At 70.2% G+C, this 23,534-nt stretch carries 23 protein-coding genes and 1 pseudogene; 15 read left to right on the top strand and 9 right to left on the bottom strand.

The window, feature by feature from the left end; translation table 11 throughout:
- Window positions 1-24 precede the first annotated feature (24 nt).
- Window positions 25-810, top strand: coding sequence for a GntR family transcriptional regulator (locus ACFU6I_RS03185; protein ID WP_384360763.1), 786 nt, complete (start codon window positions 25-27; stop codon window positions 808-810).
- A 63-nt stretch (window positions 811-873) separates the two neighbouring features.
- Window positions 874-2,091: a type ISP restriction/modification enzyme gene (locus ACFU6I_RS03180; protein WP_384360761.1), complete on the top strand. Its 1,218-nt coding sequence runs from the start codon at window positions 874-876 to the stop codon at window positions 2,089-2,091.
- 12 nt (window positions 2,092-2,103) lie between these two features.
- Here the strand turns inward: ACFU6I_RS03180 and ACFU6I_RS03175 are convergent, their stop codons facing one another.
- Window positions 2,104-2,823, bottom strand: coding sequence for a TetR/AcrR family transcriptional regulator (locus tag ACFU6I_RS03175; RefSeq protein WP_384360759.1), 720 nt, complete (start codon window positions 2,821-2,823; stop codon window positions 2,104-2,106).
- 64 nt (window positions 2,824-2,887) lie between these two features.
- On the opposite strand from ACFU6I_RS03175, the gene ACFU6I_RS03170 reads away from it, so the two are divergent.
- A complete protein-coding gene (locus ACFU6I_RS03170) occupies window positions 2,888-3,865 on the top strand; it encodes an ATP-binding cassette domain-containing protein (RefSeq protein ID WP_384360756.1) in 978 nt (325 codons plus the stop codon).
- A complete protein-coding gene (locus ACFU6I_RS03165) occupies window positions 3,862-4,683 on the top strand; it encodes an ABC transporter permease (RefSeq protein ID WP_384360753.1) in 822 nt (273 codons plus the stop codon). Before ACFU6I_RS03170 ends, ACFU6I_RS03165 begins: the two co-directional genes overlap by 4 nt.
- 101 nt (window positions 4,684-4,784) lie before the next feature.
- Here ACFU6I_RS03165 and ACFU6I_RS03160 read toward each other — a convergent pair whose 3' ends face one another.
- Entirely contained in the window at window positions 4,785-5,393 is a 609-nt protein-coding gene (locus tag ACFU6I_RS03160; protein ID WP_384360751.1) for a TetR/AcrR family transcriptional regulator, read from the bottom strand.
- A 214-nt stretch (window positions 5,394-5,607) separates the two neighbouring features.
- Complete coding sequence (locus ACFU6I_RS03155) at window positions 5,608-7,353, bottom strand: amidohydrolase (RefSeq protein WP_384360749.1); 1,746 nt, start codon at window positions 7,351-7,353, stop codon at window positions 5,608-5,610.
- Between the two features lie 122 nt (window positions 7,354-7,475).
- Here ACFU6I_RS03155 and ACFU6I_RS03150 point away from each other — a divergent pair, with 122 nt between their 5' ends.
- Complete coding sequence (locus tag ACFU6I_RS03150) at window positions 7,476-8,672, top strand: CaiB/BaiF CoA transferase family protein (RefSeq protein ID WP_384360746.1); 1,197 nt, start codon at window positions 7,476-7,478, stop codon at window positions 8,670-8,672.
- A gap of 80 nt (window positions 8,673-8,752) precedes the next feature.
- Here the strand turns inward: ACFU6I_RS03150 and ACFU6I_RS03145 are convergent, their stop codons facing one another.
- Window positions 8,753-9,016, bottom strand: coding sequence for a hypothetical protein (locus tag ACFU6I_RS03145; RefSeq protein ID WP_327247209.1), 264 nt, complete (start codon window positions 9,014-9,016; stop codon window positions 8,753-8,755).
- 277 nt (window positions 9,017-9,293) lie between these two features.
- On the opposite strand from ACFU6I_RS03145, the gene ACFU6I_RS03140 reads away from it, so the two are divergent.
- Window positions 9,294-10,922, top strand: a complete 1,629-nt coding sequence (locus ACFU6I_RS03140) for a serine/threonine-protein kinase (protein ID WP_384360744.1) — start codon at window positions 9,294-9,296, stop codon at window positions 10,920-10,922.
- 32 nt (window positions 10,923-10,954) lie between these two features.
- Here the strand turns inward: ACFU6I_RS03140 and ACFU6I_RS03135 are convergent, their stop codons facing one another.
- Window positions 10,955-11,755, bottom strand: coding sequence for an SGNH/GDSL hydrolase family protein (locus ACFU6I_RS03135; protein ID WP_384360742.1), 801 nt, complete (start codon window positions 11,753-11,755; stop codon window positions 10,955-10,957).
- A gap of 446 nt (window positions 11,756-12,201) precedes the next feature.
- Between ACFU6I_RS03135 and ACFU6I_RS03130 the strand changes: the two genes are divergently transcribed.
- Window positions 12,202-13,305 carry a DUF5925 domain-containing protein gene (locus ACFU6I_RS03130; RefSeq protein ID WP_384360909.1) on the top strand — a complete coding sequence of 368 codons (1,104 nt, stop codon included), beginning with the start codon at window positions 12,202-12,204 and terminating at the stop codon, window positions 13,303-13,305.
- 93 nt (window positions 13,306-13,398) lie between these two features.
- Here ACFU6I_RS03130 and ACFU6I_RS03125 read toward each other — a convergent pair whose 3' ends face one another.
- The gene (locus ACFU6I_RS03125; RefSeq protein ID WP_345513581.1) at window positions 13,399-13,773 is read right to left on the bottom strand and encodes a GntR family transcriptional regulator; all 375 of its coding nucleotides are present in this window, start codon (window positions 13,771-13,773) and stop codon (window positions 13,399-13,401) included.
- A 69-nt stretch (window positions 13,774-13,842) separates the two neighbouring features.
- Here ACFU6I_RS03125 and ACFU6I_RS03120 point away from each other — a divergent pair, with 69 nt between their 5' ends.
- Together ACFU6I_RS03120 and ACFU6I_RS03115 are read left to right on the top strand one after the other, a co-directional pair.
- Window positions 13,843-14,763, top strand: coding sequence for a GNAT family N-acetyltransferase (locus tag ACFU6I_RS03120; RefSeq protein ID WP_384360738.1), 921 nt, complete (start codon window positions 13,843-13,845; stop codon window positions 14,761-14,763).
- Window positions 14,744-15,253, top strand: coding sequence for a DUF402 domain-containing protein (locus ACFU6I_RS03115; RefSeq protein ID WP_384360736.1), 510 nt, complete (start codon window positions 14,744-14,746; stop codon window positions 15,251-15,253). The genes ACFU6I_RS03120 and ACFU6I_RS03115 overlap by 20 nt, the downstream gene beginning before the upstream one ends.
- Here the strand turns inward: ACFU6I_RS03115 and ACFU6I_RS03110 are convergent.
- Together ACFU6I_RS03110 and ACFU6I_RS03105 are read right to left on the bottom strand one after the other, a co-directional pair.
- Window positions 15,250-16,728: a trifunctional class I SAM-dependent methyltransferase/NUDIX hydrolase/VOC family protein gene (locus ACFU6I_RS03110; RefSeq protein ID WP_384360734.1), complete on the bottom strand. Its 1,479-nt coding sequence runs from the start codon at window positions 16,726-16,728 to the stop codon at window positions 15,250-15,252. The two genes, ACFU6I_RS03115 and ACFU6I_RS03110, sit on opposite strands and share 4 nt — an antisense overlap.
- A 51-nt stretch (window positions 16,729-16,779) precedes the next feature.
- Complete coding sequence (locus tag ACFU6I_RS03105; protein ID WP_384360732.1) at window positions 16,780-17,244, bottom strand: GNAT family N-acetyltransferase; 465 nt, start codon at window positions 17,242-17,244, stop codon at window positions 16,780-16,782.
- Window positions 17,245-17,630: 386 nt separating this feature from the next.
- On the opposite strand from ACFU6I_RS03105, the gene ACFU6I_RS03100 reads away from it, so the two are divergent.
- The 6 genes and pseudogenes from ACFU6I_RS03100 to ACFU6I_RS03075 all read left to right on the top strand — a co-directional run.
- On the top strand, window positions 17,631-17,849 hold the full coding sequence (locus tag ACFU6I_RS03100) for a hypothetical protein (protein ID WP_384360730.1): 219 nt from the start codon (window positions 17,631-17,633) through the stop codon (window positions 17,847-17,849).
- Window positions 17,850-17,867: 18 nt separating this feature from the next.
- A complete protein-coding gene (locus ACFU6I_RS03095) occupies window positions 17,868-18,401 on the top strand; it encodes a hypothetical protein (RefSeq protein ID WP_384360727.1) in 534 nt (177 codons plus the stop codon).
- A gap of 12 nt (window positions 18,402-18,413) precedes the next feature.
- Window positions 18,414-19,427, top strand: a complete 1,014-nt coding sequence (locus ACFU6I_RS03090; RefSeq protein ID WP_384360725.1) for a hypothetical protein — start codon at window positions 18,414-18,416, stop codon at window positions 19,425-19,427.
- Window positions 19,336-20,781, top strand: a complete 1,446-nt coding sequence (locus tag ACFU6I_RS03085) for a Dyp-type peroxidase (RefSeq protein ID WP_384360907.1) — start codon at window positions 19,336-19,338, stop codon at window positions 20,779-20,781. The genes ACFU6I_RS03090 and ACFU6I_RS03085 overlap by 92 nt, the downstream gene beginning before the upstream one ends.
- Window positions 20,782-20,843: 62 nt before the next feature.
- Window positions 20,844-21,707, top strand: a complete 864-nt coding sequence (locus tag ACFU6I_RS03080; RefSeq protein ID WP_384360723.1) for a hypothetical protein — start codon at window positions 20,844-20,846, stop codon at window positions 21,705-21,707.
- A 220-nt stretch (window positions 21,708-21,927) separates the two neighbouring features.
- A pseudogene (locus ACFU6I_RS03075) lies at window positions 21,928-22,377 on the top strand (lytic polysaccharide monooxygenase); the annotation flags it as partial.
- A gap of 103 nt (window positions 22,378-22,480) precedes the next feature.
- Here ACFU6I_RS03075 and ACFU6I_RS03070 read toward each other — a convergent pair.
- Window positions 22,481-23,374 (bottom strand): esterase/lipase family protein, encoded by an 894-nt coding sequence (locus ACFU6I_RS03070; RefSeq protein ID WP_384360721.1) that lies wholly within the window; start codon window positions 23,372-23,374, stop codon window positions 22,481-22,483.
- Window positions 23,375-23,534 lie beyond the last annotated feature (160 nt).

Below are 23,534 nucleotides of genomic sequence, written 5' to 3'. Positions count from 1 at the left end.
AGTGTCGCAGTACGGAGAGTCCAGGTGACCCAGGTGCCTCAACTGCCCCAGACGCCCCAGGTGACGGCCTTCGCCCCCGACTCGCTGGTCCTGAACCGCAAACTGCCGCTGTGGTACCAGGTCTCGCAGTCCCTGCGCGCGTCCATACTCGGCCGCGCCCAGGACGCCTCGCTGCGGCTGCCGACCGAGGAGCAGCTCGCCGCACACTACGGCGTCAGCGTCCTCACGATGCGGCAGGCACTCAAGGAGCTGGAGACGGAGGGGCTGATCAGCAGGCACCGGCGGCGCGGCACCTTCATCGAGCCGGGGGCCCGCCGGGCCTCGCCGGTCCGGCTGCTCGGCTCGATCGATGCGATCGTCGCCCAGCAGTCGGGCGAGCGCACCACCGTCCTCGGCCACGGTCCGCTCGCCCTGCCCGGCGATCTCGCCGAGTACTTCCCGGGCTGCACGGACGTGGTCGGCTACCGGCGGCTGCGCTGCGACGGCGACACCGGCGAGCCCACCAACTGGGCGGAGAACACGGTGCATCCCGAGGTCGCGGCCCGGCTCGATGCCGCCGATCTCGAACGCTGGCCGATGACCAAGGTGTTGCGCGATCGCGTCGGCGTCCGGATCGCGCGGATCACGGACACGGTCGAGGCGCGGCTCGCCGACCCGACCACCGCCGAGCTCCTCCAGGTCCCGCTGCTCAGCCCGATCCTCTTCTACACAGGGGTGACGTACGACGAGAGCGGCCGGGTGGTGGATGTGGCACAGATCCGGTACCGGGGGGACAGGTTCTCGTTCTCGGTGACGGTCGAAGCGCACTGACCGCACACGACGCGCCGTTACGATGCCTGGGGCGGCGGACGTGGCGACGGGGAGGACGACACGGTGGCAGCACGGGCGGGCGCCGGAGCCGGCGGGGACGACGACATCCCGCTGCTCGACGATCTCATGCCATGGTCCGTACGACCCCTGCGCACCGGGCGCCCCTGGGTGACGGCCCCGGACGCCGGTTCCCTCAGGGCCCGTTGGGGACGTCTGGTCAGCGCCGAGGGAGCCGAGCGCGAACAGCTTTTCCGGCCCACCCGCTCCCGTGACCCGCAGACTCCGGTCGCGGCGCTGCCCGGCCAGACCACCTCCACCGCCCGGTTCGCACGGGAGTCCGGTCCGTGCCCCGAGCCGGTGCGGATCCTGCACGGACCGTTCGACGAGCAGTGGCTGATCCCCGACCACCGACTGATCGACGCCGCCCGCCCGGAGCTGTGGAGGGTCGCCGACGGGCACCAGCTCTTCGCCGTCGAGCACGGGTACGTACCGCAGGACACCGGTCCCGCCCTGTCCGTGACGGCGCTGCTGCCCGACGGCCACTGGCCGGCGGGCCGCCCCGGCCGGATCCGGCCGCTCTACCGAAGGCCCGGCGGACGGGAACCCAATCTGGCGCCCGGGCTGCTCGGCCTGCTGCGCGCCCGGCACGGGGACACGGTCACCGCGGAGGCCGTGCTGGCGTGGATCGTCACGGCGGCCCGTCACTCCCCCGCCGGGACCGTCGTACCGCTGCCCGCCGACACCGCACGCTGGTGGGCGGGGGTGGAGCTGGGCCGGGAGCTGTTGCGGCTGCAGCTGCGCGGCGCGCGCGGCGGGGAGCGCCCGCGGCTGCCCGGCGGGCGGCGCCCCTACGTGCGGGCCGCGGTACCGGCCGCGCCCGGCACGCTGGAGTACGACCCCGCCGACGAGACGCTCCTGCTGGGGACGGGACGCATCTCGCCCGTGCCGGCGGGAGCCTGGGAGTTCCGGGTGGGCGGGGTCCGGATGCTGGAGCTGTGGTTCGAGCGAAGGGCCGCAGCGGACGGGGCGGACGGTCTGGAGGCGATACGGCCCCGGGGCTGGCCCCAGGAGTGGACCTCGGAACTGCTGGAACTGATCACCGTGCTGGCGCTGCTCGCCGAACTCCGGCCCCGGCAGGAGGAGCCGGCCGACGGCCCGCGGCTCACCACCGGTGATCTGCGCGCGGCCGGTGTCCTGCCGGTCGCGGCGACGGCCAGGCGGCCGGCTTCCGTGCTCGACCACCACGAGGAGGGCCCGGAAGGGCAGTTCGCCCTGGTGTGACACATCGGGCAGTCAGGAAGCCGACCGTTCGAACGAGTCCAGGACCCGGCCGAGCGCCCGGTCGAACACCCCGTCCAGATCGATCGGCCCGGAGTCCTCGGCGAACGCGGCCGCCATATGCGGGTACTTCCCAGTCATGATCTGGCTGATCAGATAGCCGGTGCGGACGGCCTGCTCCTGCTCCTCGGACCAGGGCAGTGACCGGCTCCGCTCCGCCGTGGCGATCTCGTTGGACACATACGTGGTGACCATGCCGTTGACCATGGCGACGAGCTCCATCTTCTCGCCGAACCGCGCGTCCAGGCCGTCCAGGCAGCTCAGCGCGTACTCCAGGAACCGCAGCGCGTTCGGCGAGAAGCCGTAGACGGGTGACATCAGCCGGGGCACCCACGTGTGGCGGTGCATGAGCGCACGGGTCTGGTGGGCGAGTGCGACGAGGTCGGCACGCCAGTCCCCCGAAGGGTGTTCCGGCAGCTCGTAAGCGGCGCTGACCCGGTCGACCATCAGCTCGTACAGGTCCTCCTTGCGCGGCACGTAGTTGTACAGCGACATCGTGCCGCAGCCGAGCTCGGCCGCGACCTTGCGCATGGACACCGCGTCGACGCCGTCCGCATCGGCGATGCGGACGGCTGCGTCCGCGATGTCGGCGCGGCTGAATGCGGGCTTCGGGCCACGGCCCGCACGCTCGGGGCGTGCCCAGATCACTTCGGGTACAGCGGGTCGCCCCACCATCGATCATCACCTCGCTCACCATCCTAGTTACGTACACCGTACGTAGTGAGGTACGGTGGGCAGTATGACGACTACGTACGCTGTACTTAGTGAAGGTCTGACGAAACGCTACGGGGACGTCCACGCACTGAGCGGTCTCGATCTCGCCGTCGCCGAGGGCTCCGTCTGCGGAGTCCTGGGACCGAACGGCGCGGGCAAGACCACCGCCGTGCGGATCCTCACCACACTGACCGCCCCGGACGGCGGCAGCGCCCGGGTCGCCGGGCACGACGTGGTGCGCGAGGCGAGCGCGGTGCGCGCGGCGATCGGGGTGACCGGGCAGAGCGCCTCGGTCGACGACGAGCTCTCCGGCCGGCAGAATCTGCGGCTCTTCGGCCGGCTGCTCGGCTTCCGTGGCGAGGCCGTGCGCCGCCACGCCGACGCACTCCTCGAACGCTTCGAGCTGACCGAGGCAGCCGACCGCCCGGCCCGCACCTACTCGGGCGGGATGCGGCGCCGCCTGGACCTGGCCGCCGGCCTGCTGACCCGTCCGCAGGTGCTCTTCCTCGACGAGCCGAGCACCGGACTCGACCCGCACAGCCGCAACCAGATCTGGGCGGCGGTACGCGAACTGGCGGGCGGGGGCACCACCGTCATGCTCACCACGCAGTATCTGGAGGAGGCCGATCAGCTGGCCGACGACATCGTGCTGATCGACCGGGGCCGGGCCGCGCACCGCGGCTCCCCCGCCGAACTGAAGGCCCTGATCGGCTCCTACGCGGAAGTGGTCGTCGGCCATGAATCGGCCCTCGTGCCCGCGGCCGGCGTCCTGGACCGGCTCACCGGTGTCGAACCCGTGCTCGACCACGCGCGCCGCACGGTCGGCGCCGTCGCCACCGACACCACACTCACCCTCCCCCGCATCGTCCGCGAACTGGACGCGGCGGGAGTGCCGCTGATCGACGCGAGCCTGCGCCCGCCGACGCTCGACGAGGTCTTCCTCCGCCTGACCGGCCGCGACGACGGCCGCACATCCCCGCCCGTGAAGGAGACGGCAGCATGACGCAGGCACGGGAAGCGACCACGGCCCGCACGGTCACCAGCACCCCGCTGGCCGACGGCTGCGGCGTGCTGGGCCGCCACCTGCAGCGGATCAAGGCCGCCCCCGGGGTGCTGATCCTGACCCAGACCATGCCGATCACGATGCTGCTGTTCTTCGGGTACGTGTTCGGCAGCGCACTCGCCATGCCGGGGCAGGAGTACCGCGCGTTCCTGGTGCCCGGGCTGCTCGCGGCGACGGCGGCGAACGGCATCATGACCGGGATGTTCCAGTCCGCACAGGACTGCCACCGGGGGGTGATGGACAGGTTCCGTACGCTGCCGATGAGCCGCACCGCCGTACCGCTCGGGCAGACCGCGGCCGATCTGCTGACCACGGCGATCGGCATGGTGCCGCTGATCCTGGTCGGGCTGGCGGTGGGCTGGCGCATCGAGGGCGGCCCGTCTGCGGCACTCGGCGGGTTCGGACTGCTGCTGCTCTTCCGGTTCGCCACGTCCTGGCTGGGCTGCTGGCTGGGGCTGCTCATCCGGAACGAGGAGGCGGCGGGCCAGCTGGGCAGCGCCACGTTCATCCTTCCGCTGCTGTCCAGCGCCTACATCCCGACCGACAATCTGCCCGGCCTGCTCCGGACGGTCGCGGAGTGGAACCCGATCAGCGCCATGGCCGCCGCCACCCGCGACCTGTTCGGCAATGCGGCGCCGTCCGCGGACGCCGCCTGGCCGACAGCCCACCCGGTGGCGGGCACGCTCGCCTGGTCGGCGGCGCTCCTCATGGTGTTCGTACCGCTGGCCGTCCGGCGCCATGCCCGCGGCGGCGAGTGACACGGACTCACCGAGGCGCCACCGCACCGCCGCGGCGGATGCACCGGACACTCGAGGGGTCGTCGCGTCGGCGTGGCACGCCCACCGGGCTCACCGCGGAATCAATGCGTCAGCGCGGCCGGCCGGTCCAGCGTGCTGAGCAGGCTGATGAAGCTCGACTCCAGGAAGGCGGCGAGCTCCGCCGGCGCGTCCGGGTCGTCGAGCGGCCAGTTGGTGACGGCCTCCTCGGCGAACGCCATCCAGGCCCGGCTGGCGATGGGGAGCCACGGCGATTCCGGCATCCCGAGCCGCCGCTGCCCCTCCTCCACCCGCCGGGCGAGCGTGTCCCGGGTCCCCTCGACGATGTCCTCCACCGTGGGATGACTCCCGGCGGCGCCGCGGACCAGGGCCAGATAGACCTTGCGGTGCTCGAGTACGTACGCCGCGAAGCCGACGATGAACGACCGCAGCCAGGGAACGGGCTCCAGCGAGGGGTCCGGTTCCGTGGCTGCGGCGAAGCAGTCGCACTCCTGCTGCACCACGGCACGGTAGAAGTCGCGCTTGGAGTCGAAGTAGTGGAACAGCAGCCCCCGGGAGATCCCGGCACGGCGCGCCACCTCGTCGGTGGAGAGCTCGTCCAGTGACCGATCGGCCAGCATGTCCAGGCCGATGGCCACCAGCTGAGCCCTTCGTTCGTCGGGACTGAGGCGCGCTGCTCGCTTTTCGGACATGCGCACAGTCTAGAAGTACTTCGGTGCCGAATTATTTCGGTCCCGGTCGGACCGTCGCCCGCGGCCCGGGTCACCGTTGCGGGCGCCGGCCCCGGCGGGCATGAGCACCGTTCCCGCCGCCAGGCACCCGGCACCCGGCACCCGGCACCCGGTGCGGTGGTGCCGGGTCATGCCACGGACATGCCCCGGCACCACGCCCTTTGCCTCTGCCCCTTTACTTCTGCGGTATCAGTTCCGGCCCCAGCGAGGCGAACTTCTCCTGCGACACGACCCGCTTCGGCGGCCAGGTGATGTTCTTCGGCGGCCACTTCTGCCCGGTCTTCTTCAGGAACCAGGCCGGAGGCTCGTACATCGGCGGCTCATAGCCACCGGGCAGCGCCGTCTTCCACGCCAGCCCCTTGGTGCGTTCGGCGAACTCGGCCTTGATCGCCTTCAGCCGCTCCGGCTGGGTGAGCAGATCGACCGCGGTCGCGGCCAGATACTTCGCTGCGGCGATCACCGCCGCCTGACCGGGCGCGGCTGCCGCACACGCGGCTGTGGACCAGGTGTGCATCTTGGTGCCGATCGGGGCGAGCGCCGCGCCCATCGACACGGTCGGCACATTCCAGCTGATGTCCGCGACATCGGTCGATCCGCCGCCCATGAAGACCGGGTTGGGCGGGGTGAGCGCGCCGACCTTGTCGTGCATGCCGGTGGCGGGGAGTCCCAGCGACGTCTGGAGTTCCTTCGCCAGCCGGTGCGCCTCGTCGGTGAATGCGGGCGGACCGATCTGCGTCATGTTCTCGTGCAGCAGCTCGGCGAAGGACTTCGACGGCAGCTGGTTCCAGCAGGCCGAGGTGATCCGGTGTCCGACCGTGGTCTGGCTGGCCTTCGCCGCCGCCTCGGAGACCGCGATCACCTTGTCGAGCAGTACCTGTACCCGGGCCGGACTGCCTTCGCGGACGTAGTACGAGATCTCGGCGATCTCCGGGGTGACGTTCGGGATGTCACCGCCGTTGTTGATCACCCAGTGGAGTCGCCCCGACGGGGCGAGGTTCTCCTCGCGCAGGAACTCCGACATCGTCGCCATCATCACGGCGGCGTCCAGCGCGCTCTTGTTGCCGAGCGGGGTTCCGCCGTGGCCGGCGACCCCGAGGAAGGTGAAGGTCACCGCGGTCATCGCGGTGGTGGAGCCCCAGCCGGTGGCGTTGGCGGTGGAGGGGTGCCAGTCCAGGAAGGCGTCCAGACCGTCGTACACGCCCTGGCTGACGGCGTACGTCTTGCCGATCAGCGCCTCCTCCGCCGTCGAGCCGAAGAACTTCACGGTGACGGGCAGCCGGTGCTTCGCCGCGGCCTGGGCGACGGCTGCCGCGGCCGCGGCGGCGGCCGTTCCCAGCGCGCTGTGCCCGCAACCGTGTCCGGGGCCGTAACCGGGCGCGAACGGGTCGTGGATGTACTCGCGCGGATCGTGGTGGCCGACGCCCTTGTTCTGTGAGAGGCCGGGCAGCGCGTCGTACTCCCCGCTGAAGCCGAGGACCGGGCCGCCGCTGCCGTAGCGGTACGTGGCGGTGAACGCGGTCGGGAAGCCCGCGGTGCCGAACTCGACGTCGAATCCCGCCTTCTCCAGGAACCCGGCCTCGGCGAGCGAGGAGTTCCACTCGCGCAGGCTGAGTTCGGCGTGGTCCCAGATCTCCGCGTTGAGCCCGGTGATCCGGCCGCTGTTGGTCTCGATCCAGCCGATGGCCGCCTGCTTGGCCGGGCTGTCCTGCGCCAGCCCCTTGGGAGCCTCGTAACCGTCGGCCGTCGCGGCTTCGGCCGCCTCGGAGGCCGCGGCCATCGCGGGATCGGCCTCGGCCGTCATCACGGCGGTGGTCACCCCTGCCGCACCGAGCAACTGCATGATCCGTCTGCGGCTGAGGACCGGACCGGCTGCCATGGCTGCTTCGTGCGCGTGCTCGTGCTGGTCGTGCAGGTCACACATGTACGCCTCCGGAGGTGAGGTGCTGTGTACGTGCCAAACGATCAGCACCTTGGCCCCGGAAGTTTTCGACGTCAACATCTCGGGATGACAAAGTTGTTACGTACACGATAGGTAGGGTTCCCATGAGCACTCACCCCCTCCCTCTGGACGGCATCACCATCGTCGCCGTCGAACAGGCCGTCGCCGCCCCGTTCGCCACCAGGCAGCTCGCCGACCTCGGTGCCCGGGTCATCAAGATCGAGCGCCCGGACGGCGGTGACTTCGCCCGCGGTTACGACACCGCTGCCCGCGGTCTGGCCTCGCACTTCGTCTGGTGCAACCGCGGGAAGGAGTCCCTCGCGATCGACCTCAAGGACCCGCGCGGCCTCGCCGTGGTGCGCCGACTGGTCGCCGACGCCGATGTGTTCGTACAGAACCTCGCCCAGGGTGCGGCCGCCCGGCTGGGTCTGGACGCCACGACGCTCTGCGCCGCGCACCCGCGGCTGGTCGCCGTCGACATCTCGGGGTACGGCGGGGACGGGCCGTATGCACACAAGCGGGCCTACGACATGCTGGTGCAGTGCGAGGCAGGTCTGGTCTCCGTCACCGGCACGCCCGGGCAGCCGGTGAAGGCGGGTGTGCCCGCCGCCGACATCGCGGCGGCGATGTACGCCTTCTCGGGGGTGCTCGCGGCGCTGCTGCGGCGCGCGACCACCGGGCTCGGCGGGCCGGTGGAGATCTCGATGCTGGAGGCGCTGACCGAGTGGATGGGGCATCCGCTGCACCATCGGATGCATGGAGGCGAAACCCCGGCGCGCACGGGACTCGCGCATCCCGTCATCGCTCCCTACGACGCATTCGAGACGGCGGACGGGGAACACCTGCTGCTCTCCGTGCAGAACGACCGGGAGTGGCGCCGGCTCGCGGAACAGGTTCTGGGACGGCCGGAGTTGGCGGACGATCCGGACTTCGCGACGAACACCGCACGGACCGCTCACCGGGAGCGGACCGACGCGGTGGTCGCCGAGGTGCTCGCCACGCTGACCACGCGGAAGGCGCTGGCCGGGCTGGACGCCGCGGGCATCGCCTGCGCCCGGCTGAACACCGTGGCGGACGTGGCGGCGCACCCGCAGCTGGCGGCGCGGGACCGGTGGCGGGAAGTGGAATCACCGGTCGGGGCGCTGCGGGCCATGCTGCCGCCGATCACGCTGCCGGGCGGGGCGGAGCCGCGGATGGGAGCCGTACCGGCGCTCGGTGAGCACACCGAAGCGCTGCTGCGGGCCGCGGGGATGACGGACGAGCAGGCAGCGGAGCTGCGCCGGGACGGTGTGATCGCCTGAGCGCGGCCCGAGCGGTGGGCCGGTTCAGTCGGCGACGGGCGATCGGTCGGGGGCCGGATCGATGGTGACAGGCCGTCGGGTCAGCGGCGGCTGCCGAAGAGCGAGCGCCGCAGTCGCCGCAGCGGGGCGAAGAGCGAGACACGCGCGCTCCTGCTCCGGCGGCTGTGCGCGGCGTCGCGCGAGGTGAGCTCCAGCATCAGCAACGTCGCCTCCGCGGTCTCGCGCTGCGGGACGGCGGGGCCGCCGAGCACTGCGAGATGGCGGTCGAGGCGCGAACTGGTCGCACTGCTCCCACATGTGATGGCAGGCACACGCGGCCTGCTGCGCATCGCTATCTGTTCCATGTCACTCCCCACCCGTACGAGGGCACCCGGCCCGGGCAGGTTAACCCTATCCCCCCGCGATGACACGCGTGTATCCCGGGCGTCGGATTGAGTACACACATACGGAGGTTGACGACCGTACTCATAATTCGCTCGATTCCAGGGCGAGTTGGACAGAACGGGAGCGGTTCGCCCGCAGCGGCGAATTGGTGCGCAAGGGGGTCGGAACGGGCCGGTCTGAGCTAGCGTGGAGAGGTTTCCGCCGTGCTGCCGCCACTCCTGCGGATGGGGGATCACCGTGAGCGAAGTGCCGGGCGAGGACCGACTGATCGCGGGCCGCTACCGCCTGCTGGGCCCCCTGGGCCAGGGCGGGATGGGGATCGTGTGGCGGGCACGCGACGAGGTGCTGGGGCGCGAGGTCGCCGTGAAGGAGGTCCGCGCCCCGTCGGGGCTGCCCGCCTCCGACGTGCAGCGGCTCTACGCGCGCCTGGAGCGGGAGGCCTGGGCGGCGGCGAGGGTCTCCCACCGCAACGTGGTCACCGTCCACGACGTGGCGACCGAGGACTCCCGCCCGTGGATCGTGATGGAGCTGATCCGCGGGCTCACGCTCTCCGACGTACTGGACGCCGATGGCCCCATGCCCCCGCAGCGGGCGGCGCACATCGGCGCGGAGGTACTGGCCGCGCTGCGCAGCGCCCATGGGTCCGGGGTGCTGCACCGCGATGTGAAACCCGGCAACGTGCTGATCGCCAACGACGGGCGGGTGGTACTGACGGACTTCGGCATCGCCATGGTCGAGGGGACGTCCGCACTCACCATGACGGGTGAACTGATCGGCTCGCCGGAGTTCCTGGCACCCGAGCGCGCACTGGGGCGCACGCCGGGGCCCGAATCGGACCTGTGGTCACTCGGTGTGCTTCTGTACGCCGCGACCGAGGGCAATTCGCCGTTCCGTCAGGACACCCCGCTGAACACGCTCCGGGCGGTGGTCGACGAGGAACTTCCGCCGCCCCGGCGAGCCGGCCCGCTCGCCCCGGTCGTCGAGGCGCTGCTGCGCAAGGACCCGGCCGAGCGGCTTTCGGCCGCGGAGGCCGAGCATCGGCTGCGGATCGTCGCCGCCGGGGGTACGCCGCAGACCGCGGGGGCGGGCGCGGTGGATCCCCACGGCGTCACGGTGACGGCCGGCACGACGACGCCCGCGACGCCGTTTCCCGCGACCTCCTTCCCCTCCCCCGCTTCGTCTGCGACGTCCGCGTACGCCCCCGAGGAGCGGTCGCGTCGGGCGGTCGCCGTTCTCGCCGTAGGGCTGGCGATCCTGCTGCTGGCCATCGGCGGGATCGTCTGGACACTGGCCCACAAGGGCGACGACAAGAACGCGGGAGGGTCCACCGGCGCCCCCGGCCCGGGCCCGACCAGCAGCGCCCCGCGCTCGGCGCCCGCCACCGGGGTGACGCCCGACACCGACGGATCACCGGGCGCGAGCGGCGCCGGGAACACCGGCCACAGCAGTACGAGCAAGCCGTCGCCCCCGACCGTGACGGTGTATCTCACCCCCGTACGCGACAGCTACGAGGGCACTTGCCCGCCCCCGCACACCGAGGCACCGGCGGTCGAGGCGACGATCACCGTGGGACGTACGCCGGTGCAGGTCGAGTACCGGTGGGCGCTGAAGGACGGTACGAGCTCGGATCCCGGCTGGCAGTCGCTGTCCTTCGGCGCCGGCGACGGGCGGTCGAAACCCGTGTCGCACACGGAGCTGACGTACCGGCAGGACACCACGTACCACGGAACGATCACCCTGGAGGTGAGGAGTCCGGTGGCGGTCACCTCGAACGGAGTGGCGTTCTCGGTGACCTGCCGGACGGAGACCCCGACGGACGGGGCCTCCGCCACGGCGGAAGGGACTTCCGCTCCGGCGGGCGACTGACCGGGGCGGCGCGCGATCCCTCCGCCGCCCCGTCAGACCGCCGAGTTGAGGGCGGGCAGATAGCCGCCCGACTGTCCGGCGGCGGTGGGGTGGTAGGACTCCCCGATGTTGAGCCAGTTGACGCTGTGCAGCCAGGCGCTGCCGGAGCAGATCTCGTGCCCGGTGAACCTGGATGCGACATCGCTGAAGGTGAAGCCGTGGTCGGCCGCACGCTTGGCGGTTGCCGTGTTGAGGTAGTCGGAGGCGCTGTTGATGGCGGAGCGTTCGGTCTCGCTCAGGCCGGCGAGGCAGCTGCCGCCGATCTTGTAGAAGCGGGGGTAACCGAGGACGACGACGTGGGCGGACGGCGCCTTGGACCTGATCGCCGTGTACACCGAGTCGAGCTTGCCGGGCAGAGTGGAGTCGACATAGCTGCGGGCGGTGGCGATCCGGCTGAGGCAGGTGGATTCCGACTGGAGGACACAGGTGGTCATGACATCGGCGAAGCCCGCGTCGTTGCCGCCGATGGAGATCGAGACGAGGTCGGTCGAGGCGGAGAGCGGGCCGAGCTGCCCGGCCGTCACATCGCCGGTACGGGCGCCCGAACAGGCCGTGAAGGCGAACGACGCGGGCGAGTTGGCGGCGGCCCAGAGTGCGGGATAGGCCTTGGTGCTGCGCTTGCAGTCACCGCTGGCGCTGTCGTAACTGCCGGAGCCGACCCCCGAGGAGTACGAGTCGCCGAGTGCGACGTAATCGACCGACGTTGCGGCGTTCGCGGTGGCCGCCCCGGTCAGGGCGAGTACGGCACCGAGCAGAAGTGAGGACGACAACGCCACAAGTCTGGATATCTTCATGGATTCTCCCTTGGACCGGCCGGCAGGATCTCTGCCCTACTCCGTAGTAGCAGCACGGGCGCGGTGCTGGAAGTGTTCATGCCAAGTCCGTTCGACGGGGGCTCCCTGACGGCCCGCTGAGCGTGCGTCATCCGGCAGTCCGGCATCCGACGCACCGGGCGACAAAGTCGCGCATGCGGAACATCGACATCGAGACGGGGAGGTACGGACACACGTCCCCCTGTTCCGGCCGTCTCCCCCGCAGCGCGCGGCCGGGCCCGACGCACCGGCACTCCTGTTGCCGCGCCCGGTACCGATCACCTTCGACGACGGGTACGCCGGTCGTGCGGCGGACCCGCCAGGTCCGACGCGGATTCACCGACTTGAGGAGGGGCCGATGCGGGCCGGTCGGACGGGTGGCAGAAGGTGGCAAAACCTGGGTGCGCCGGGTGCCCCTGTGCCGGATCATGGGCGCCATGTCTGCCAACCCTGAGTCCGCTCTTCCGATCCGGCTCACCGTCGACGACAGCGATTCCCCGGCCGATGTCGTCGACGCGCTGTTCCTCGGCCGCTTCGCGACGGGCGAGCAGCCGTACTCCCACAGTTCCTCCCTCGACCGGGTGAAGTCCGGGGCGACGCTGCTGCCGCCTGCCGCCAAGGTGCTGCGCGCCGCCCGCGACGAAGACCGCAGCGCGACCCTCGCCGAGGGGGAGGGCTGGACACTGCTCATCTCGCGGTGGAACCGCGGCGCCGACGTCACCGTCACCGCGACCACCGCCGAGCTGGCGCAGAAGATTCTCGGCCAGGCGACGGACGGCGCCCAGGACGAACCGGAACCACAGCCCGAGAACGTGACGATGGGCTTCTGGTACGTCTCGCCACGCCGCGGCCCGCACCGCACCACCCGGCAGATCGCCGCCGGTACATGGGACGAGGTGCGCAGCAACTACACGGCGCCGGTGGCCGAGGCCATGGACCGGCTGATGAAGGTGACACCGGACGACATCGCGGGCCGGCTGCTCCTGCTGCACGGCCCGCCCGGCACGGGCAAGACGTCCGCGCTGCGCACGCTGGCACGGTCCTGGCGGGACTGGTGCCAGGTCGACTGCGTACTCGACCCGGAGCGGCTCTTCAACGATGTCGGCTACCTGATGGACATCGCGATCGGCGAGGACGACGGCACGGCGAAGGGCAGGTGGCGGCTGCTGCTCCTGGAGGACTGCGACGAACTGATCCGGGGCGAGGCCAAGCACACCGCGGGCCAGGCGCTGTCCCGGCTGCTGAACCTCACCGACGGGCTGCTGGGCCAGGGCCGCAATGTGCTGGTCGGCGTGACGACCAATGAGGACCTGGAGCGACTCCACCCGGCGGTCGTCAGGCCCGGCCGCTGCCTGGCCCGCATCGAGGTGGGCCCACTGACGCGCCAGGAGGCGGTGGCGTGGCTGGGCACGGAGGAAGGGCTCCGCCGGGAGGGCTCGACGCTGGCCGAGCTGTACGCGCTGCGCCGCGGCACCGGTCCCGCCTCGGTGCCGAAGCAGGACGCGGGGGCGGACGCGGGCCTGTATCTCTGAGGGTTCCGCCCGTAAGCCCGTCCTCGATCGCCGGACGGGCTTGGTTCTCGCGTCCTTGAGGACACGAACGGCCACCGGACCGGACCGCCGCGGTCACTCCTCGTACGCCGCCCGCACCGCATCCTGCGCCAGCGACGCCGCCGTCGTACGCGACAACCCGAGCCGCTTCACCTGGTCCGCGTACTCCCGCGCCGCCTCCGCGGCCTTCCGCTCCGCCGCGTCCCCCGCGGCAGCGACGAACGTGCCGTTCCGTCCGCGGGTCTCGATCACCCCGTCCGCCTCCAGGGTCCGGTACGCCTTGGCCACCGTGTTCGCGGCGAGGCCGAGCTCCTCGGCGAAGCCGCGTACGGTCGGGAGTCTGTAGCCGACGGGCAGCGCGCCGGAGCGCGCCAGTTCGGAGATCTGCGTGCGCAGTTGCTCGTACGGGGCGGTGCCGGAGTCGGGATCGAGAGCGATCTTCAAAGTCACGGCCCGATTCTCCCCCACCACCGGAAAATCGGAGGCGACCGGGCCGGTTCTCCCCGTAACGTCCGCCGCATGACTGTGATCGTTCGCGACTTCGTGCCCACCGACGCCGAGGCGTGGGTACGGGTGCGGCGCGCCGCACTTCCGTACATGGTGACGACCCCTGAGCAGGTTGCCTTCGAACAGGCCAACGCCCATCCCGACAGGCGGTACAGGCTGCTGGTCGCCGAGGAGGACGGGGAGATCATCGGTACCGCTCAGGTCGGCATCGTCCATGACAGCCCGGAGCCCGGCCAGGGTTTCTGCAATCCGTACACGCACCCCCACCGGGTGGGCCGCGGGGCAGGCTCGCTGCTGGTGAGCACCGCCGAGGAGTATCTGGCCGGGGAGGGGGCTGTCGCCGTCTACACCTGGGTGCTCGACGAGCCGGCGAACCGGGTCTTCGCCGAGAAGCGCGGGTACACGCCGAGCCGTCCGGCGCACTTCCTCCATCTCGACCTCACACAGGGCACGCTGCCGCCCCGTCAGGACCCTCCGTCCGGTGTGGAGCTGCAGACCGCCGCGGACTTCGCGGACGACCCGCGGCCCCTGTTCGAGGCGGACGCGGAGACCACGGCGGACGAGCCGAGCGACACCCCGGCCGAACTCTCGGACTACGAGGACTGGCTGCGGAACACCTGGAACAACCCCGGTCTGGACCGGGAGCTCACCTCGGTCGCTGTGGTGGACGGCGAGGTGGCGGCCTTCAGCGCGGCGAACACCGACGGCCTGACCCGCTACTGGTCGGGGATGACCGGCACCCGCAGGGCGTACCGCAACCGGGGTCTGGCGAAGCTCGCCAAGACCGACTCGCTGCACCGCGCACGCGCGGCCGGCTACACGGACGCGTACACCGGCAATGACGCGGACAACGGCCCGATGCTGGCCATCAACACATGGTTCGGCTACCGGATCTGCGCCACGGAGGTGCGCCATGTCCACAACATCGGTTGAGGTCGTCCTGGTCAAAGCGGGGCGGACGAAGATCCGTTACCCGGCGGAGCTCGTGGGCGACGACGGCGCCCAAGTGACGGTGACCGCACCGTGGGCCGCACCGGGTGTGCGCGACTTCGGCTTCGTACGGTTCGAGCCGGGCGACGTCTTCACCGAGCACTACTGGCGCGACCGGTGGTTCGCGGTGAAGGAGGTCCGCACCGGCGAGGGGACGCTGAAGGGCTGGTACTGCGACATCACCCGGCCCGCGGTGCTGGGCGACGGGGAGCTGCTGGTCGAGGACCTGGATCTCGATCTGTGGGTGTCCGCGGACGGCTCCTCCGTACTGCGGCTGGACGAGGACGAGTTCGAGGAGAGCGGACTGGCCGCACACGATCCCGACGCGGCGGATGCCGCCCGCCGGGCGCTGGACGAGCTGGAACGCCTCGCCCTCGCGGGCGGGCTCGCGGGGCTGCTGGCACCGTCGCGCCCGTCCGGCGACGGACGCTAACGCACCACGAGCTCCACCTCGTACCCCGCCGTGTCCTCCAGATAGGCGGCGCAGTGTCCGTCGCCGCCCGCGTACGGATGGCGGTCCGCGAACAGCAGCCGCCAGCCGTGCTCCGGGGCCCGCGCCACCAGCGCGTCCAGCGTGGCCCGGTCCCGGACGTGGAACGCCAGGTGGTTGAGGCCGGGGCGGAGCCGGTCGTGCGGTTCCGGGGCCAGGGCCGGTGACTGCTCGATCACCAGATAGGTGTCACCGCGCCGCCAGCTGCGGCCGTGCTCCCACCTCTGGTACGGGACATGGCCCAGTTCACCGAGGAGCCAGCCCCACCCCGCCTCGGCCACCGCCAGATCGGGGACCCACAGCTCGATGTGGTGCACCCCGCCGGTAGCGGACCCGCCGGACCGCAGCGGGACCGCGCGGCGGATGCCGTGCGGCTGGTACGCCACGCTGTCGCCGTCCTCGTGCCAGTGGATCAGGAAGTGCTCCCCCGCCCGGTAACCGTCCAGCCCCGCACGGCAGTACGCGACCATGTCGTCGGGCAGGTCGTCCAGCGGGAACCAGGCGAGCTCCGAGCACTTCTCCGGTTCGCGGTTGTACGGCGGGCGGGCCGGGTCGTACTCCGCCTCGAAGAACCAGCCGGTCCGGGGACTGCCGCCGGGACCCCGGTGCTGCATGACCAGGGCGACCCGCAGCTCGTCCGGGTCCAGTGCGAGACCGATCTCCTCGGCGGCCTCGCGGATCATCGCCTCGCGGACGTCCTCGCCGTCCTCCACATGTCCGGACGGACCGTTGAACAGCCCGTCCGCGTATCCCGTGCCGGCGCGGCGGGCGAGCAGGACGTCGGGGCCGCGACGCAGGATCAGATGCACATCGACGATCTCGGTGTGCCGGTGCGGCGGTTCGGCGCGTGCCACCAGCGCGTACCGGTCGTCGTCGACCTGCTTGCCCCACAGGTTCGGGTCGCCGGAGAGCCGCTCGTGGTGGATGCGCTCCGTGAACGGGGAGAGCAGTGAAGTCAGTCGCTCGGCGGAGAGGCCCACCCCGCCCCACACCCCCTCGATCAGCAGCAGCCGCCCGCCGGGCCGCAGCAGACCGAACCAGTGGCGCAGAGCGGCCTCGGGATCGGGCAGCAGCCACACCACATGGCGGGCCATGATCACGTCGAACTGCTGCTTCCCGACCGGTGGTCGGGCCGCGTCCCCGACGAGCACCTCGGTGCCCGTCCCGGCAAGCTTGGCCCGTGCCTGCTCGACCATGCGCGGCGACCGGTCGACCGCGGTGACCCGGTGGCCCTGGCCGGCGACGACCAGCGCCAGACTTCCGGTGCCGCACCCCAGGTCGAGCACCTCGGAGCGGCCCCCGGGCAGCCAGTTCTCCAGGCGCTGCGCCCATGCGTGCCGGACCACCGGATCGAGCAGCCCGTGGTCGGGCTCCTCGTCGAAGGAGTCGGCGGCGGAGTCCCAGTCGATCGTCGTCATGCGTCGATCGTCTCAGCCACCACTGACACAGTCGATCAGTCGGTCGGCCGGTCAGCGGGTCAGCCGCTTGCGGTAGTGGAACCTGTCGTAGACGCCGTCCACGCGCCGCTCCACCAGCTCGTACCCGTAGCGCGGGTAGATCTTCTGGTTCTCCCACATCAGCGCGTTGGTGTAGAGGCGGATCTCGGGAAGGCCGAGGCTGCGGGCATGCGCGTCCACGAAGGCGAGCAGCCGTCGGCCGACTCCCCGGCCGGCCGCGTCCGGGTGGACGGCGACGGACTCCAGGAAGAGGTGGTCCTCGTGCGGGACGAGGACCAGGACGCCGATGACCTCCGGGGCCCCCGTCACGTACACCCGGCCCGCCGCCACATCCGCCGCATGGTCCGCACGCATGGGTGCGGGGACGACGCCGATGCGCGCGATGTAGTGCCGGTAGGCGGCATCGGTGACGGCCCGTACCACGGGGACGTCGGCCGGGGCGGCGAGGCGGATCTCGTCGGACGTGTCGGCGTTCATGGAAGCACGGTACGAGGGCCCCGGCCATGACCTACGGGTGGGTCCTTCGTGCACGTACGGAGAGGGCCGCATCGCCGCCCCGGACCGTGGCGGTGTCCTCCTCGGCCGCGCGCGAGTCGGGTCGGCGCGTGGCGGTCGTGAGCAACAACTCTGCCGAGTGCGTGTGGGCTTACCTCTCGTTGAACCAGATCCTGAGCGTCGGTCGCCCGGTTCTGCGGCCGGACCTCATGAAGCCGTCACCGCACTCACCGGTGGACTTTTCTGAGCCCCTTCTTGGACAGCCCTCAGGCAGCCACTTTGGCGCGAGCCTCGCAGTTCGTGGCCCCAACGTCGTGCTTTACCGGGCAGGTCCACAGACTGCCTGACGCGCCGGAAGCCTACGGGCCATGATCACTCGCGCCAAAGCAGCTCCAGCCCAAAGCAGTTCCACCGACCTGGAAACTCAAAGGTGGCCCTATTCCAACCGCTCCATGGCGATTTTCATCGACCAGCCATCGTATCCGGACGGCTTCTTTCAGTGGGTGGCACAGGACATGTCGGTCGCGTTGCGCTCCAGGAAAATCGAGAGGTCGCATGCCAGCATAGGGGTTGGCCGCGACCGCTAGTTGACGGGAGGAGCGAACATGGAGATCAAGCCGCAGGCAGCCGTCATCCCCAAGGAAACCGAGCTTCTCGAACAGGGGAAGTACGGCCCCGTTTTTCCGAAGACCCCGGCGTGCTACGGGTTCACCGTGATCGCGAATGTCAAGCCGGGCCGAGCTGACGCGGTAAGGGAGTACGGCTACACACTGGCCAAGGCGCTGGAGAAAGATCCGCATCTTCTCGCGCCGCTGAAGCTGCACTATCTGCGTTGGGTACTCTTCGACGACGACACGCGTTTCATGTACCAGGGGATCTTCGACACTGATTTCGACAAGTACACCGAGGACGCGATCGCGCTTTTCACCAAGGCGGGCGTGAGCACGGTTTTTGAGAACCTTGAAGGTTTCCCCGAGGACTGGCGGACCAACCCTGAGGCGTTCGTCAGGTTCGTACGCGAACATCAATGTCCGAGCTTCATCGAGTACGGGGAGTATCCGTACGTATCGGCAGACGAAATCAAGAAGGCTTTGCGGATCAAGAGGGCTCTGTCGGACATGCTCGACCAGCTTCAGTGAAGGCTTGCTGAGATGAACGAGGTCAAGACCGCACGGACGTACAACCAGAACCACATCCCTCGGGAGCGCACCCCCGGTGGGCGACGGGTGAGTATCTACGTCTCGTGGAGCTATCCGGCCGAGGCAGGCCGGAACACGGCCGAGCTGGACAATCGCTTCTCCACGATGACGGAGGTCAGGCGGGTCGCGTGGCCGGCCTACGAAGACCCGAAGTGGTCGGACCCCTATCAGTTCCAGCAGGGGATCGCGGGATCCCTGGAGCTGTTCTTCTGGGCCTGGGTGCCGTTCCAGGAGTTCGTCGAAGAAGTGACGGGACATTCCGTCCCGGTGTACCAACGCATCGACCAGGCAGGCTTTCGCACCCCCCTCGATGAGCGAGTGCTGGCCGACACGGATGTCTTGTTCGTGTTCGGACTGGACCACATGATCACCGGCCAGGAGGCGCAGCCGGGGGAAATCGAGGCCTTGCAGGCCTTCCTCGCCCGAGAGGACGCCTGCCTCGTCCTGGGGCCCCATCACGACGTCGGCGCCTCGGACGACCTGTCGGTACGGGAGGTGGAGTACCGCCACCACGGTGATCTGCTGGTCCCCCGGCAGCAGCGGTTCGCCACGTTCGTCAGGGATTTGATGAAGGGCCTGGGGGTGCCGGTCGTGAACCGCTACGGCCTGCGCCCCGCCACGAGTGAGAGCAACCAGATCGCCCCCTTGTCCACGGTCAGGGACCTGGACCCGAAGGGCTGGCTGGACGGGGTGACCAACTTCAATTTCCACATGCATCTGCCGCACTACGACGTGACGACGAACGATCCGGACACCATCCACGTGCTCGCCAGGCAGCCGATCGACACCTCCCGGCCGCATCCCTTCACCGAAGCGGGCAACACCGAGTTCAACATGTTCTTGTGGATGCCTCCGAGCGGTGGCCGAGCGGCCGATGTGCTGCTGGCGGACTCGACGATCTTCAGCTCCTTGTTCGGCGGTGATGACAGCCTGCGGAATTTCTGGCGCAACCTCGTCTCGAATTAGTGCAGCAAGGAGGCCAACCGTGATCGGGCCCAGGGGCGTCGAACTGGAGCTGGACGACATTCAACGGGGGGTGCTCAGTCCTCGGCCGACCCCCTACGCCGCGACCTACCTCGCCTTTCGTATCGACGACCGGGCCCAGGGACGGGAGTTGATGCGCAGGGCGTCCGCGGCAGTGACGTCCGCCGCGGACTCGGCCAGCCCCTTGGGGGAGACCTGGGTCAGTGTCGCGGTCACCTGCACCGGCCTGGCTGCGCTCGGCGTGCCACGTTCGTCGTTGGACACCTTCGCGTGGGAGTTCCGACAGGGGATGTCTGCCCGCGCCAAAGCACTGGGCGACGTGGGCGAGAGCGCTCCGGAGAATTGGGAAGCACCGCTTGGCAGCCCCGACGTCCACGTGGTGATCGCAGCGGTCGCACCCGACCCGCTGCAGTTGGAGGCGGCGGTCGAGCGGGCCCGACCGGCCTACGACCGACTTCCAGGCGTGATGGCGATCTGGCGGCAGGACTGCTACGCCCTGCCCACCGAAACCGAGCATTTCGGCTATCGGGACGGTGTCAGCCATCCGGCCGTCGAAGGCAGCGGCATCGTCGGATCGAACCGACTGGAAGTTCCTCTGAAGGCAGGCGAGTTCGTCCTCGGTCATCCGGACGAACTCGGGGGTGCCCAGACGCCGCAGCCGCCCGTACTGGGGCGTAACGGTAGCTACGCCGTCTTTCGTAAGCTGCACCAAAGGGTCGCCGAATTCCGACGGTATCTGAAGGACAGCGCCACCGGGCCCGCAGACGAGGAACTGATCGCCGCCAAGATCATGGGGCGCTGGCGCAGCGGAGCCCCCTTGGCGCTCGCTCCGCAGCGTGACGACCCCGAGCTCGGCGTCGACCCACAGCGCCGTAACACGTTCCTGTACGAGCGGGACGACCCGGCAGGTTTCAGCACACCCGGCGGGTGTCACATCCGCCGGGCCAACCCCCGCGATGCCTCAGTGGCCGGAGAAGTGCGACTGCACCGCATGATCAGACGCGGCGCCGTCTATGGTCCGCCACTGCCCGACGGGGTCATGGAAGACGACGGAGCCGACCGCGGCCTGATGTTCGCGTTCATCGGCGCACACCTGGGACGGCAGTTCGAGTTCGTCCAGTCGGAATGGATGAACGATGGTGTCTTCTTCGGTGCGGGCAGCGCCAAAGACCCCGTCACCGGATCCCACGACGGCATCACTGGCTTCACCATTCCGCGGCGGCCGCTTCGACGGCGCCTTGCTGCTCTGCCGCGGTTCGTCGTCACCCGAGGTGGCGAGTACTGCTTCCTGCCAAGCCTGAGCGCCCTCCGCTGGCTCGGCGATCTTCAAGACTGACACGGCCGCAACGCGCGCCCTGGCACCGTCCTGAGGTGCTCCGCCGCCCGAGGGGAAGCCTGATGGACACCCTGCACATGGTGCTCAACGCCGTCACAGTCATCTTCATCGCGGCCACGATGTTCGCCGCCGGTCTGGGGGCCACCGTTCCAGCACTGCGCGGCGTCTTCACCGATGTTCCGCTGCTCTTGCTGGCACTGATCACCAACATGGTGGTGATTCCGCTGCTCGGCTGGGGTCTCGGCGCGCTGTTCCATCTCCCCTCGGCCTCCTTCATCGCGCTCGTCCTGGTCGCTTCCTCGCCGGGCGGTCCCTTCGGGGCGAAACTGGCCATGGTCCAGAAGGGCGACGTCGTCGGGGGCGCGGCGATGCAGGTACTGCTCGCCTCCGTCGGCAGCCTCACCTTCGGACCGACCGTCAACGGCATCCTCACTGCGGCCGATGTCGGCACGAACGTCTCCCTCGACGTCGGGGCACTGGTCGGGACCGTGGCCTTCCTGCAGCTCGTGCCGTTCGCTATCGGACTGCTGATGCGCCACTGCGCCACCGACGTGGCGCGGTCGTGGCACGCCCCGGCAACCGCAGTCTCCAACGTCACGTTCCTGGTCGTGCTGGCGGGCATGCTGCTCGGCAACTGGCGGGACGTCGTGGCCCTCCTCGGCTCACTCGCCCTCCTCGCCGGGTTCCTCCTGGCGGTCGCCGCCTTCGCCGCCGGCACACTGCTGGCTACCGGACCGCCGACGCGCCGCACCACCATGGGCGGCGTCGCCGCGGTCCGCAACGCAGGTCCTGCCCTGGCTGCAATTGGCATCGCCTTCGGTGACCAGCCCGCCATCCTGGGCGCCCTCGCCGGAGTCCTGCTCAGCGGCCTGGCAGCAGCCCTCCCGATCGCCACGGTTCTCAGCGGCAGGCGAAGCGCCCCGTGAGACCGCCCGAACACACCTGCCAGGCCTGGGCAGTTACCCCAAGATGATCTGACCCGGCAACCGGTGCAGTACCGCAGCGAAGCACAGCAACCACCGCAACCGCAGCTAACCCTCAACGGCCCCGGAGGACTCCACGACCAGCGTCCTGGACCGCAACGACCTGCCGGCCGAGAGTTCGCATCGAGAGGATCAGGTGTGACGCACCAAGGGACTGCGCAGCCGACTGATAACCACGGCACCGCACAGGGGCACCTTCGAGCTGTATCTCACCAAGGCCGGCTACGACCCGGCGAAGCGCCTGAAATGGTCGGACCTGGAGGCAAAGCCCTTTGTCACGGCCACCGACCCGAGGGTGGAGAGCGGCTCGTACCTGTTCGACGGCGCCGTCCCGGCACGTGCGGGGCGGCAGCTGATCTACACCGTCTGGCAGCGTTCGGACTCCCCCGAAGCGTTCTACGCCTGCGCCGACGCGGCTCCGGCCGCCGGGTCCGGGACCGGTCCGTCCGAGCCGAACGCGCCCGAGCCGGACAGTGCCACCGGTCCCGCCCCGGCGGGCGAGAACCTCGCCGAGACGGGTGGTGACGGCAGTACCCCGTACCTGGCGATCGGCGGTGCGGCCGCGCTCGCCGTGGGCGCGGCCGCACTGTTCGCCCCGGTCCGCCGCCGGGCCGTCATCGCTGCCCGGCACGGACTGAGGGCGACCGGTCGCCCCAGGGCCCCTCGTTCGGATCACGACGGGCTCGCAGGATCCGGCATGATCCGAACGGAAGACCTCAGCCGATGACCGAGGCGCAGGTGGTCGGGGTGGCGTGCGCCGGGTCCAGGGCGTTCGCCACCTCGTGGTACGCGATCCGGTCCACGGTCCCGATCGCCACATGCTCGGACAGGTCGACCGGGCACAGGTCCTGGAGCAGGACATTGCGTACGTTCGGCCCGTCCAGGAACTGCGTGCGGTACGGGGTCACGACCTCGTCGTACTTGGTCGCGACGACCGTGTAGCGCACGCCGGGCACGGTGTCGCCGCCCGCGTTGAGCTTGGTGATGAACGGGGATCCGGCGACCTGGTCCGCGAGACCGGGCGTGCCGGCGTTCAGCAGGTCCTCGGCGCCGGGGAAGTACGGCAGCAGTTTCGTCAGCCCGAGGAGGGTGGTGCCGTGGTTGTCGGGGGCGAGCCCGATCATGGCATTCACCTTCGCGGCGCCGCCGAGGAACTTCAGGTAGTAGTTGGGCATCATGCCGCCCTGGGAATGACCGACGATGTCGGCCTTGGGCGCTCCGGTGGCGGCGAGCACCCGGTCCACGAAGGTGGCGAGCTCACCGGCCGATTTGTCGATCGGACCGAGGCCGTTGAAGAACGGCACACCGGGAAGCCGGCCGTAGTCGAGCGAGTAGACGCAGTAGCCCCGGTTGACCAGGTACGGAGCGAGGACGAGCCAGTTGTCGATCGAGTTCCCGAAGGTTCCGTGGACCAGGACGACGGGGCGGGGGTGGGCTGCGGAGGGCTTGCAGGAGTAGTCGTTCCAGCCCCGGGAGGGGGCCGTGGCTGCGGCGGGGGTGGCTGCGGTGGCGGTCGCCGTGGGGGCGGCGAACGCTGCGACGGCGAGGAGCAGTGCGGCGAGGGTTCTCCGCGCACGTGGGGTGCGCGGCGCACGTGTCCAGGGCAGCATCGTGTGGTCTCCTTGCGGCTCAAGGGAGTTGCGATGTCAATGCGCCCTGCGGCCCGGACCACAAGTTCTTACCGACGTTCCGTACCGATGTTCGGTACCGCGCTCTATGCGTTCATGCCAAATTACGCGCGAGTAAGGTAGCGAGGGAAGTTACGCGTCG

Source organism: Streptomyces sp. NPDC057486 (genome assembly GCF_042802415.1).
GTDB classification, from domain to species: Bacteria; Actinomycetota; Actinomycetes; order Streptomycetales; family Streptomycetaceae; genus Streptomyces; species Streptomyces yanii.
The sequence above is the reverse complement of the archived record's forward strand: the minus strand, read 5'-3'. Positions and strand labels throughout refer to the sequence as shown.

Excerpts from the sequence above, each read along its gene's own strand:
- ACFU6I_RS03175 (WP_384360759.1), bottom strand. The coding sequence starts at position 2,823 with ATGGTGGGGCGACCCGCTGTACCCGAAGTGATCTGGGCACGCCCCGAG.
- ACFU6I_RS03170 (WP_384360756.1), top strand. The coding sequence starts at position 2,888 with ATGACGACTACGTACGCTGTACTTAGTGAAGGTCTGACGAAACGCTAC.
- ACFU6I_RS03165 (WP_384360753.1), top strand. The coding sequence starts at position 3,862 with ATGACGCAGGCACGGGAAGCGACCACGGCCCGCACGGTCACCAGCACC.
- ACFU6I_RS03160 (WP_384360751.1), bottom strand. The coding sequence starts at position 5,393 with ATGTCCGAAAAGCGAGCAGCGCGCCTCAGTCCCGACGAACGAAGGGCT.
- ACFU6I_RS03155 (WP_384360749.1), bottom strand. The coding sequence starts at position 7,353 with ATGTGTGACCTGCACGACCAGCACGAGCACGCGCACGAAGCAGCCATG.
- ACFU6I_RS03150 (WP_384360746.1), top strand. The coding sequence starts at position 7,476 with ATGAGCACTCACCCCCTCCCTCTGGACGGCATCACCATCGTCGCCGTC.
- ACFU6I_RS03145 (WP_327247209.1), bottom strand. The coding sequence starts at position 9,016 with ATGGAACAGATAGCGATGCGCAGCAGGCCGCGTGTGCCTGCCATCACA.
- ACFU6I_RS03135 (WP_384360742.1), bottom strand. The coding sequence starts at position 11,755 with ATGAAGATATCCAGACTTGTGGCGTTGTCGTCCTCACTTCTGCTCGGT.
- ACFU6I_RS03130 (WP_384360909.1), top strand. The coding sequence starts at position 12,202 with ATGGGCGCCATGTCTGCCAACCCTGAGTCCGCTCTTCCGATCCGGCTC.
- ACFU6I_RS03120 (WP_384360738.1), top strand. The coding sequence starts at position 13,843 with ATGACTGTGATCGTTCGCGACTTCGTGCCCACCGACGCCGAGGCGTGG.
- ACFU6I_RS03115 (WP_384360736.1), top strand. The coding sequence starts at position 14,744 with ATGTCCACAACATCGGTTGAGGTCGTCCTGGTCAAAGCGGGGCGGACG.
- ACFU6I_RS03110 (WP_384360734.1), bottom strand. The coding sequence starts at position 16,728 with ATGACGACGATCGACTGGGACTCCGCCGCCGACTCCTTCGACGAGGAG.
- ACFU6I_RS03105 (WP_384360732.1), bottom strand. The coding sequence starts at position 17,244 with ATGAACGCCGACACGTCCGACGAGATCCGCCTCGCCGCCCCGGCCGAC.
- ACFU6I_RS03100 (WP_384360730.1), top strand. The coding sequence starts at position 17,631 with ATGATCACTCGCGCCAAAGCAGCTCCAGCCCAAAGCAGTTCCACCGAC.
- ACFU6I_RS03095 (WP_384360727.1), top strand. The coding sequence starts at position 17,868 with ATGGAGATCAAGCCGCAGGCAGCCGTCATCCCCAAGGAAACCGAGCTT.
- ACFU6I_RS03090 (WP_384360725.1), top strand. The coding sequence starts at position 18,414 with ATGAACGAGGTCAAGACCGCACGGACGTACAACCAGAACCACATCCCT.
- ACFU6I_RS03085 (WP_384360907.1), top strand. The coding sequence starts at position 19,336 with ATGTGCTGCTGGCGGACTCGACGATCTTCAGCTCCTTGTTCGGCGGTG.
- ACFU6I_RS03080 (WP_384360723.1), top strand. The coding sequence starts at position 20,844 with ATGGACACCCTGCACATGGTGCTCAACGCCGTCACAGTCATCTTCATC.
- ACFU6I_RS03070 (WP_384360721.1), bottom strand. The coding sequence starts at position 23,374 with ATGCTGCCCTGGACACGTGCGCCGCGCACCCCACGTGCGCGGAGAACC.